Genomic DNA, 9,381 nt, shown 5'->3' on the forward strand with positions numbered 1-9,381 from the left:
GTTGAATTGGGCGAATGGGTGCAAACCGGTGCGCCGGTGGCCACGATCCTGGCGCTTGACCCGATTCTGGTTCTGGCGGAGGTCAGCGAGGTTGATGTGGACAGTGTGGCCCCCGGTTCCAAGGCAACGGTCATTCTGGTCACCGGCGAAAAGCTGGAGGGCGTGGTGCGGCTGGTATCGCGCGAGGCTTCGGCCCAGACGCGGACCTTTCCGGTTGAAATCTCGCTGCCCAATCCGGGCAACGCGCTGCCTTCGGGGATGAGTGCGGAGGTCGAGCTGTTGGCCGACCCGCAGCGTGCGGTGACAGTGCCGCGATCCGTGATCACGCTGTCGGAGACGGGGGAACTGGGCCTGCGCGTCGTCGGCGCCGACAATGTGACGGCTTTCGCGCCGATCATGGTGATCGATGACACTGAGGCTGGGCTGGTGGTAACGGGCGTGCCGGACGGAGTGCGCATCGTCGTGGCGGGGCAAGACCTTGTGCGTGACGGTGACACGGTAACCGTGGCTGGGGCGAGCGAATGAAGATTGTCGAGACGGCTATTGCCAATGCGCGCCTGACGATCTCGGTGTTGTTGTTTCTGATGCTGGCCGGGGCGATGGCCTATGTCAGCATTCCGAAAGAGGCCGAGCCGGATATCCAGATTCCGATCCTTTACGTCAGCATGGGATATTCCGGCATCTCGCCCGAGGATTCCGAGCGGCTGTTGCTGCGCCCGATGGAAACGGCGCTGAAATCGATCAGCGGGATCAAGAAGATGAACTCCACCGCTTATCAGGGCGGCGGCAATGTGGTGATCGAGTTTCAGGCCGGGGCCGACCTGAACAAGGCGCTGGATGATGTGCGCAACAAGGTGGCGCAGGCGCGGCCTGAACTGCCCGATGGCGCCGACGAGCCGACGGTGAACGAGGTCAACATCTCGGAGTTTCCGGTGCTGGTGATCACCCTGTCGGGCGATGTGCCGGAGCGGGTGCTGGCCAAGGCGGGACGCGAACTGCGCGACCGGATCGAGGAGCTGCCGGGGGTTCTGGACGCGGCCTTGCAGGGCGTGCGCGACGATCTGGTCGAAGTGGTGATTGATCCGGGCAAGCTGGCCACCTACGGCCTGCGCCCGGATATCCTGCTGGAGGGCTTCAATTCGGGCAACCAACTGGTGGCCGCAGGGGCGCTGGAAGGTGTTGAGGGGCGCTATGCGATCAAGGTGCCGGCACTGCTGGAAACTGCCGAGGATGTGGCCAACCTGCCGGTGATTTCGACCGACACGGCGCTTGTGCGGGTGCGCGACATCGCGTCGATCCGACCCACGCTGAAGGACCCGGCAACCATTACCCGGCTGAACGGCGAACCGGCGGTGGCCATCGAGGTGTCAAAGCGCACCGGTGCCAATCTGATTGCCACTGTGGATCAGGTGAAGGTGATCACCGAGGAGTTCAAGGCGCTGCTGCCGGAGGGCACGGTCGTCACTTTCAGTCAGGACAAATCCAAGGACATTCGCCAGCTGCTGGGCGATCTGCAAAACTCGGTGCTGACGGCGGTCATTCTGGTGTTCATCGTGATCCTGTATGCGCTTTCGGCACGGGCGTCGCTGCTGATCGGGCTGGCGATTCCGGCATCGTTCCTGATGGGGATGCTGGCGCTGTCGATGGCGGGCTATACGGTGAACATCGTGGTGTTGTTCTCGCTGATCCTGGCGGTGGGGATGCTGGTCGACGATGCGATCATCGTCACCGAATTTGCCGAGCGCCGGATGAGCGAAGGCATGGACAAACGCGAGGCGTTTGCCATGGCATCGCACCGGATGGCGGGGCCGGTGACGGCGGCGACGCTGACCCGGATTGCTGCGTTTTCGCCCTTGTTGTTCTGGCCGGGCATTGTCGGCGAGTTCATGAAATACATGCCGATCACCCTGATCGTGACGCTTTCGGCATCGCTTTTGTACGCGCTGATCTTTGTGCCGACGCTGGGCGCATTGATCGCCAAGCCGTTCAAGCACCCGCCGGTGCATAAGGACGGCGCTTACATGTGGGTGGTGGGCAAGGCCGTGCGCCACCCGGTTATGGTGCTGTTTCTGGCGCTGGGTGTGCTGGGGTCAGTGCCCTATGCCTATGCCAAGTTCGGCAGCGGGGTGGAGTTCTTTCCGAATGTGGAACCGGACTTTGGCCTGCTGTATGTCAAGGCGCGCGGCAACCTTTCCATCGACGAAAAGGACGCGCTGGTGGCCCAGGCCGAGGCGCGGATTCTGGGTTGGCCGGGGATCGCCACGGTCTACACAAGGTCCGGCGAGGCGGGCGGGGCTGGCAATGACGTGGCCGCCGATGTGATCGGTGTGATCCAGTACGAGTTCGTCGACTGGCGCGAGCGCAAGAATGCGAACGAGATTCTGGCGGACCTGCGCGTGGCGATGACCGGGATTCCCGGCGTCGACATCGAAGTGTCGGTGCCGGATGCCGGGCCGCCAACGGGCAAGGCGATCCAGATACAGCTGTCGGCGGCTGACCCGACCGGGCTGAACGATGTGGCCAAGGCGGTGGCGGCCAAGCTTGCCACCGTGCCCGATGTGATCGACGTCAGCGACGGCTTGCCACCGCCCGGCGTGGACTGGGAGCTGCAGGTCGACCGCGCCGCCGCCGCCCGCTATGGCATCGCCCCCGGTACGGTGGGGGCCATGGTGCAACTGGTGACCGGGGGGCTGAAGCTGTCGGACTATCGCCCGGCGGGGTCGGATGATGCGGTCGATATCGTGCTGCGCCTGCCGCAGGAGCAGCGGACAATCTCGGCGCTGGACCAGCTGCGCATCCAGACGGCGGCGGGGTCGGTGCCGATCTCGAACTTCGTTACCCGCGTGGCAGTGCCGACCACCGGCACCCTGACGCGCCTTGATGGCGAGCGGACGGTGACCGTGCAGGCCGGTATCCGTGAGGGCGTGCAAGCCGATGTGGTGCGCAACATCGTTACGGTCGAGCTGGAGAAAGCGGGGCTGGACAAGCTGGGCATCCGCTGGAAGCTGGCCGGCGAGGATGAGGAGCAGGCCGAGGCGGGCGCGTTCCTGACCAAGGCCTTCGGGGCGGCGATCTTTCTGATTTTCGTGGTGCTGCTGGCGCAGTTCAACAAGTTCACGTCGGTCTGGCTGGTACTGTCAGCGGTGATCATGTCGACCATCGGCGTGTTGTTGGGCCTGCTGATCATGGGCCAGCCCTTCGGCATCGTGATGACGGGGATCGGGGTTATTGCGCTGGCCGGGGTGGTGGTGAACAACAACATCGTGTTGATCGATACATTTGACACTCTGCGCCGCGAGGGCAGGCCGAAGATCGAGGCGATCCTCGAGACCTGCCGCGAACGCGCGAGGCCGGTGGTGTTGACGGCACTGACGGCGATTCTGGGCGTGTTGCCGATTGCCTTTGGCCTCAACCTGGAAATCCTGAACCACGAGACCACCTATGGCGCTCCGTCGACGCAATGGTGGATCTCGTTGTCGAGCGCCATCGTGTTTGGCCTGGCGTTTGCGACGGTGCTGACGCTGATCGTGATCCCGTCACTGTTGATGCTGGTTACCCGGTCGGACAACCCGCGGCCCTGGTTCTGGCAACGCGCCAAGCGCCACGCCTGGAAGGCAGCGCAACCCGCCGAATGACCGGTTCATGACCGCAAAACGAAACGGCCCGCGCATCGTCTGCGCGGGCCGTTTCGTTATTGGAACCGTCTGGTTTTATTTGGTGGAGCCAGGGAGGATCGAACTCCCGACCTCTTGAATGCCATTCAAGCGCTCTCCCATCTGAGCTATGACCCCACCGGAGATTTCGCAGAGTTCCCGCTGCGATGCCGGGTGTTTAGGGTAGGCTGCGGTGGGGTGCAAGGGGAAAAACCAAGCCCCCGCCGCAGGGATTTTCCGAGGTCAGACCTCTTCTTCGTCGCCAGCAACGTCGGCCAGATCGTCAAGCGAGACGTTGTCGTCGGCGTCTTCTTCCAGCAGGTCATCGTCAAGTTCCGCGTCTTCGGTCACCGCACCGACGAGCAGATCATCTTCAGCCTCAAGATCATCGACCAGGACGTCGTCGTCCTTCTCTGGCACCACGCGTGAGATCACGGCGGCGGCCATCTTGCGGCGCACGGATTCGATATCCACGACCTCGCCCGTATAGGGGCTGACGATCGGAGAGCGGTTCAGGTCGTAGAAACGTTTGCCGGTCGTTGGGCAGATGCGTTTCGTGCCCCATTCTTGCTTGGGCATGGTAGTCCCTTCACAGGCTGAGTATCGAGAAGGCAGTCGCTTGCCACAGCTGCGAGCGAGTGTCAAAGGCTTTCGTCCGGCGTCGGAATTGGCTATCACGGATGTGCAATTCAAGAGGGTTTAATGCCGGTTCTGCCAGGTTCCCCACCCGTCGAGGTGCATCTGAAACGATCAGCGCGGTCGGCGCGATTCTCGCTCAGGGTGTCGCGGCTGGATGGCAAGGTGACACTGTCGGTGCCGCTGCGGGCGCGTGAGGCGGATGCGCTGGAATTCCTGCGTGGGCAGGAAGGCTGGCTGCGCGCCACATTGCAGGCAATGCCGGAGTCAGCGGTGCGGGCGGTGGGGCATGGGACCTTGCTGCCGGTCGAGGGGCGGATGCTGACGCTGGCGCCGGGCAGCGGCCGTGCCATTCGGGCAGAGGGTGATGCGTTGCTGGTGCCGGGCGATCCGGGGCAGGCGGGGGCGCGGGTGGCAGCCTGGCTGAAGGTGCTGGCACGCGACCGGCTGGCGCGGGCATCGACGCATTACGCGGGTCTGCTGGGGCGGCCCTACGCGCGGCTGGCGTTGCGGGATACACGGTCGCGCTGGGGATCGTGCAGCCCGGACGGGGCGCTGATGTATTCCTGGCGGCTGATCATGGCGCCGCCGTCGGTGCTTGACTATGTGGCGGCGCATGAGGCCGCGCATCTGGTGGAGATGAACCATTCGGCGGCCTATTGGGCGGTGGTCGCGCGCATCTACCCCGGCTGGAAACGCGAGCGCGCCTGGCTGCATGATCGGGGACAATCGCTGCACCGTTTTCGCTTCGGGGATTGACCGGGCTGGCGGCGGGTGTTTCCCTCTGCGCCATGCCGATCACACCCCGCCTGACCGACCCCAACGCCGCCGCCCACGAGCGGGTCTACCGGTCCTTGCGCCAGCAGGTGATGCACGGGGAGCTTGACCCTGGGCAGGCGTTGACGCTGCGCGGTTTGGGCCGGCAGTTCGGGGTATCGATGACCCCAGCGCGCGAGGCGGTGCGGCGGCTGGTGGCCGAAGGGGCGCTGACGCTATCGTCGTCGGGGCGGATTTCGACGCCGGAGCTGTCGCCTGAGCGGATTGAGGAACTGGCGTCGATCCGGGCATTGCTGGAGCCGGAGATGGCATCGCGCGCCCTGCCACGGGCGCATTTCGCGCTGATCGAGCGGCTGGCCGCGATCAACATGCTGAATGCGGAGGCGGCCGTGAAGCAGGACGCGGTGGAATATGTTCGCACCAACCTGGAATTTCACCGCACCCTGTATCTGCGTGCTCAGACCCCGGCGATGCTGGCAATGTGCGAGACGGTCTGGCTGCAACTGGGGCCGACGATGCGGGCCGTCTATGCCAAACTGAAACGAAGGGAGCCGCCGCAGCATCACCGGATGATCCTTGCGGCGCTGAAGGCGGGGGATGAACCGGGGCTGCGGCTGGCCGTGAGGACGGATGTGACGCAGGGGTTGCGCCATCTGGCGGGATAGCCTGTCCACGCGTGGACAGATGGTCCGCCGTCATAATATCAATAGGTTAGCATTGCAGGATTCATGTTTTGTTAAGAGTGAAGGCGTGAGGAGCACCAGCCCTTGACGTATCGGGGCCTTCATCCGCATGCCGGACTGAACCGCGGGCATGCAGGACCGGTCGGATGAAATACCTTTGACCTGGCGATTGCCGGGGTCAAAATCGCCGGGCCGCCGCAGTCGGCAGACGAAGCGTGGGCTGGTGCAGACCGAAGCATCACGAAATGCCGCAATCGGGCTGTCTTGGCCATATCGAGGGCATGGCCCGGAGGGAGTTGGACGGAATGCAGGCGAAGTTCAGACCAGCAAACGGGCCATGGTACACGGGGTTTCTGCAGCGCCTGCACAAGACCCTGCTGTTCAACCGGTACCTGGAAATCGGCTGCCGCAAGGGCCGTTCCTTTGCGCCGGTCCGCAGCAAGACGATTGCTGTCGATCCGTTCTTCCGCACGAAGCTGAACATCATTGGGGAGAAGCCCGCCCTGCATCTGTTCCAAGCGACCAGCGACGACTTTTTTGCCAGCGACTTTCTGCGGCGCGACGGTATCCGCCTAGGGCTGAGTTTCCTCGATGGGATGCATCTTTACGAATTCCTGCTGCGCGATGTGATGAATACCGAGGCGGCGAGTGATCCGAATGGGGTGATTTGCTGCATGACTGCGTACCGTTCGGATTTGACATGACGACCCGCGACCTCGACAATCTGCCGCGCAGGTTTGGCAATGGCGGGCTGTGGAACATGATCCCGAAGGGCTGGCAGCCGCATGCGGCCTGGACCGGCGATGTCTGGAAGCTGATCCCGATTTTGCAGACTTGGCGGCCTGACCTGCGGTTGACGGTGCTTGACTGCGCCCTCACGGCTTTGGTCTGCATCAGAAACCTTTCGCCCGGCAACACCGTTCTGCGCGATAAGTATGTCGAAATTTGTGCGGAATGGGACGGGGTGGCGCTGGAAACCTATGGGCTGGATCGGTTTCAACAGTCGTTCGAGCTGTCTGGAGCCGAGGATTGCGCCAGACGCGGGTTCCAACTGTTCCAACCGGCAAGCATTGACCCGGCCCTTGCGCTGCGCCCGGCCGTGCATTCGACCTGAGGCGCGGTGGTTTTCGCCCCATGACTGTGGTTTCGGCTTCAGGCGTGAATTGCTCCGTCGCCGCAGGCGAGGGCGGCCTCGCGCACGGCTTCGCTGAAGGTCGGATGCGCGTGACAGGTCAGTGCCAGATCCTGAGCCGACGCGCCGAATTCCATCGCTACGCAAACCTCGTGAATGAGATCTCCCGCCATCGGGCCGATGATATGGGCGCCAAGGATGCGGTCGGTGGCGGTATCGGCGAGGATCTTCACAAAGCCTTCGCCCTGAAACACCGCTTTGGCCCGCGCGTTGCCCATGAAGGGAAACTTGCCGACCTTGTAGGCGATGCCCGCTTCTTTCAGCGCCTCTTCGGTCTGGCCCACGTTGGCCACTTCGGGTGTGGTGTAGATCACGCCGGGGATCACGCCGTAGTTCACATGGCCTGATTTGCCAGCGAGAATCTCGGCCAGCGCCATGCCTTCGTCTTCGGCCTTGTGGGCCAGCATCGGGCCGACAATCGCATCGCCGATGGCATAAAGACCCTTCATGCTGGTCTGGAAATGCGCATCGGTCTTGATCTGGCCGCGCGGCAGCATCTCGACCCCCAAGGCCTCTAGCCCGAGGCCCGTGGTGTAGGGCTTGCGGCCGGTGGCGACGAGGACAACCTCGGCCTCCAGCGTGGCATCGGTGTTGTCCTTGCGTGCGCGGTAGGCGACGGTTGCGCCTTTCTTGCTGGTGGTGGCGCCCTGAACCGCCGCCCCGAGGATGAATTTCAGGCCCTGTTTCACAAGGATGCGCTGGAAGGCCTTGGCCACTTCGGCGTCCATGCCGGGGGTGATTGCGTCGAGGTATTCCACGACCGTGACCTCGGTGCCAAGCCGGGCGTAGACCGAGCCCATTTCCAGCCCGATCACGCCGGCGCCGATCACGACCATGGTTTTCGGGATCTTGCCCAGTGTCAGGGCGCCGGTCGAGGTGACGATGATCTTTTCATCCACGGTGACGCCGGGAAGGCTTGAGGGTTCCGAACCGGTGGCGATGACGATGCTTTTGGCATCATGCAGGTCGTCGCCGACCTTGACCTGGCCCGGCGCAGGGATGCTGCCCCAGCCTTTCAGCCAGGTGATCTTGTTCTTTTTGAACAGAAACTCGATGCCCTTGGTGTTCTGGCCGACCACGTCTTGTTTGTAGCCGAGCATCTTGGCCCAATCGACCCTTGGTGCAGCACCGATCAGGCCCATCTTTTCGAAGTTCTCATGGCTTTCGTGCAGCATGTGGGTGGCATGCAACAGTGCCTTGGACGGGATGCAGCCGATGTTGAGGCAGGTGCCGCCCAGCGTTTCGCGCCCCTCAACCACGGCGACGCTGAGGCCCAGTTGTGCGGCGCGGATGGCAGAGACATAGCCGCCGGGGCCTGCGCCAATGTAGATCACGTCAAAGCTTGCCATTGTGGGTCCTTTGGTCTGCCGGCGGAGCGGGGGGTTTCACACCCCCCGCGCCCCCCGTGGGATATTTGGCGAAGAGGAAGCCTAGAGGAGGGCGGCCACGATCATCGTCAGGGTTGCGAAGAAGCCTACCGCCCAGATCAGGGAACGCCAAGGGGAGAGGCCAAAAGCATAGGCGGGAATGTAGAGCACGCGCGCGCCGAGGTAGATGTAGGCGGCGGTCTGGGTGAGCGGGGTGGACTGGTTGCCCAAGGTGACCACGGTGACGGCGAGGGTGAAGAGGATCAGGCCTTCGAAGTGGTTGTTGAGCGCGCGTTGCAGGCGGGCGGTGACGGTTGTCAGCGGGCGCGAGGGTGGGGTGTCACGGGGGCCGGAGGTGTATTTCGGCGTCAGTTCGGAATTCGCGGGGATGGCGAAGACAGTAAACTGCAGGGCTTGCAGGAGGCCTGCGAGGGCGAGGGCGGTGAGTTCGGGGGTCATTTCGGGGGTCATGGGAAGGCCTTTGCGAGATCGCGCTCGAGGAAAGTGAACGCGCGGTCAAGCCAGCGGTCCGACCAGTCGGGGTGGGCGAGGCACAGTTCCTGCACGTCGGCGAAGGGGGTGTCGGGGGGCGGCGAGAGGGCTTCGGGATCGGCAGCGGCGGCGAAGGCGGCGATGGCCTCCTGCGGGACGTTATTGGCCTTCAGGATCGCCGAGGCGGCGGTGATGTCGTGGTAAAGCTCGTCGACCACATTCCAGTTGGTCTGATAGTCAAGCGCGGAGCAGGTGACGAAGATGCGCCAGTCGGCGATGCCTTGGGTGAGGACGATATCGGCGGCGGGGGTGCCGGTGGGGATGATTTGGGCTGTGGCTTGGGTGGCGAGGAGGAGCGCGGCGAGGGTGAGGGCGACCGCGTCCCGGGCTTGACCCCGGACCTTTTGGGGTGCGCTTGGGGTTGTGGGAGGCCCCGGCTCAAGGCCGGGGCGGGGTTTTGTGAGCGGGCGGCCCCCCACCCCCAACCCCTCCCCTCGTGGGGGAGGGGTGGCGCTTGGTCTGCGAGCGGTGGGGATGGGGTGGGTCATGTGGGGTCCGGTGTGGGGGGTGGCCGGTTGCGG

At 63.9% G+C, this 9,381-nt stretch carries 10 protein-coding genes and 1 tRNA gene; 6 read left to right on the forward strand and 5 right to left on the reverse strand.

All coding sequences use genetic code 11. From position 1 onward, the window contains the following. Positions 1–525: HlyD family efflux transporter periplasmic adaptor subunit (locus RMO18_RS08130; protein WP_309665123.1), on the forward strand; the 525-nt coding region annotated here is incomplete at its 5' end. Beyond that, complete coding sequence (locus RMO18_RS08135; protein ID WP_309665125.1) at positions 522–3,635, forward strand: efflux RND transporter permease subunit; 3,114 nt, start codon at positions 522–524, stop codon at positions 3,633–3,635. The genes RMO18_RS08130 and RMO18_RS08135, both read left to right, overlap by 4 nt. 80 nt (positions 3,636–3,715) lie before the next feature. Here RMO18_RS08135 and RMO18_RS08140 read toward each other — a convergent pair. Together RMO18_RS08140 and RMO18_RS08145 are read right to left on the reverse strand one after the other, a co-directional pair. After that, positions 3,716–3,791, reverse strand: a tRNA-Ala gene (locus tag RMO18_RS08140). A gap of 105 nt (positions 3,792–3,896) precedes the next feature. Further along, entirely contained in the window at positions 3,897–4,232 is a 336-nt protein-coding gene (locus RMO18_RS08145) for a TIGR02300 family protein (protein WP_309665127.1), read from the reverse strand. 123 nt (positions 4,233–4,355) lie between these two features. Here RMO18_RS08145 and RMO18_RS08150 point away from each other — a divergent pair, with 123 nt between their 5' ends. The 4 genes from RMO18_RS08150 to RMO18_RS08165 all read left to right on the forward strand — a co-directional run bounded on the left by RMO18_RS08150 (position 4,356) and on the right by RMO18_RS08165 (position 6,863). Further along, entirely contained in the window at positions 4,356–5,048 is a 693-nt protein-coding gene (locus RMO18_RS08150) for a SprT family zinc-dependent metalloprotease (RefSeq protein ID WP_309665128.1), read from the forward strand. A 32-nt stretch (positions 5,049–5,080) separates the two neighbouring features. Beyond that, entirely contained in the window at positions 5,081–5,731 is a 651-nt protein-coding gene (locus RMO18_RS08155; protein ID WP_309665129.1) for a GntR family transcriptional regulator, read from the forward strand. A 323-nt stretch (positions 5,732–6,054) separates the two neighbouring features. Beyond that, a complete protein-coding gene (locus RMO18_RS08160; RefSeq protein WP_309665130.1) occupies positions 6,055–6,453 on the forward strand; it encodes a hypothetical protein in 399 nt (132 codons plus the stop codon). Next, positions 6,450–6,863 (forward strand): hypothetical protein, encoded by a 414-nt coding sequence (locus tag RMO18_RS08165; protein ID WP_309665131.1) that lies wholly within the window; start codon positions 6,450–6,452, stop codon positions 6,861–6,863. Before RMO18_RS08160 ends, RMO18_RS08165 begins: the two co-directional genes overlap by 4 nt. Before the next feature lie 38 nt (positions 6,864–6,901). Here the strand turns inward: RMO18_RS08165 and lpdA are convergent, their stop codons facing one another. The 3 genes from lpdA to RMO18_RS08180 form a co-directional block, all read right to left on the reverse strand. Further along, positions 6,902–8,290, reverse strand: coding sequence for a dihydrolipoyl dehydrogenase (gene lpdA, locus RMO18_RS08170; RefSeq protein WP_309665132.1), 1,389 nt, complete (start codon positions 8,288–8,290; stop codon positions 6,902–6,904). A gap of 81 nt (positions 8,291–8,371) precedes the next feature. Continuing rightward, complete coding sequence (locus RMO18_RS08175) at positions 8,372–8,767, reverse strand: MAPEG family protein (RefSeq protein ID WP_309665136.1); 396 nt, start codon at positions 8,765–8,767, stop codon at positions 8,372–8,374. Positions 8,768–8,775: 8 nt separating this feature from the next. Further along, positions 8,776–9,279 (reverse strand): hypothetical protein, encoded by a 504-nt coding sequence (locus RMO18_RS08180; protein WP_309665134.1) that lies wholly within the window; start codon positions 9,277–9,279, stop codon positions 8,776–8,778. Positions 9,280–9,381: the final 102 nt, after the last annotated feature.

The sequence above is a fragment of the Tabrizicola sp. genome, assembly GCF_031377265.1.
In the GTDB taxonomy this organism is placed as follows: Bacteria; Pseudomonadota; Alphaproteobacteria; order Rhodobacterales; family Rhodobacteraceae; genus JAUYQR01.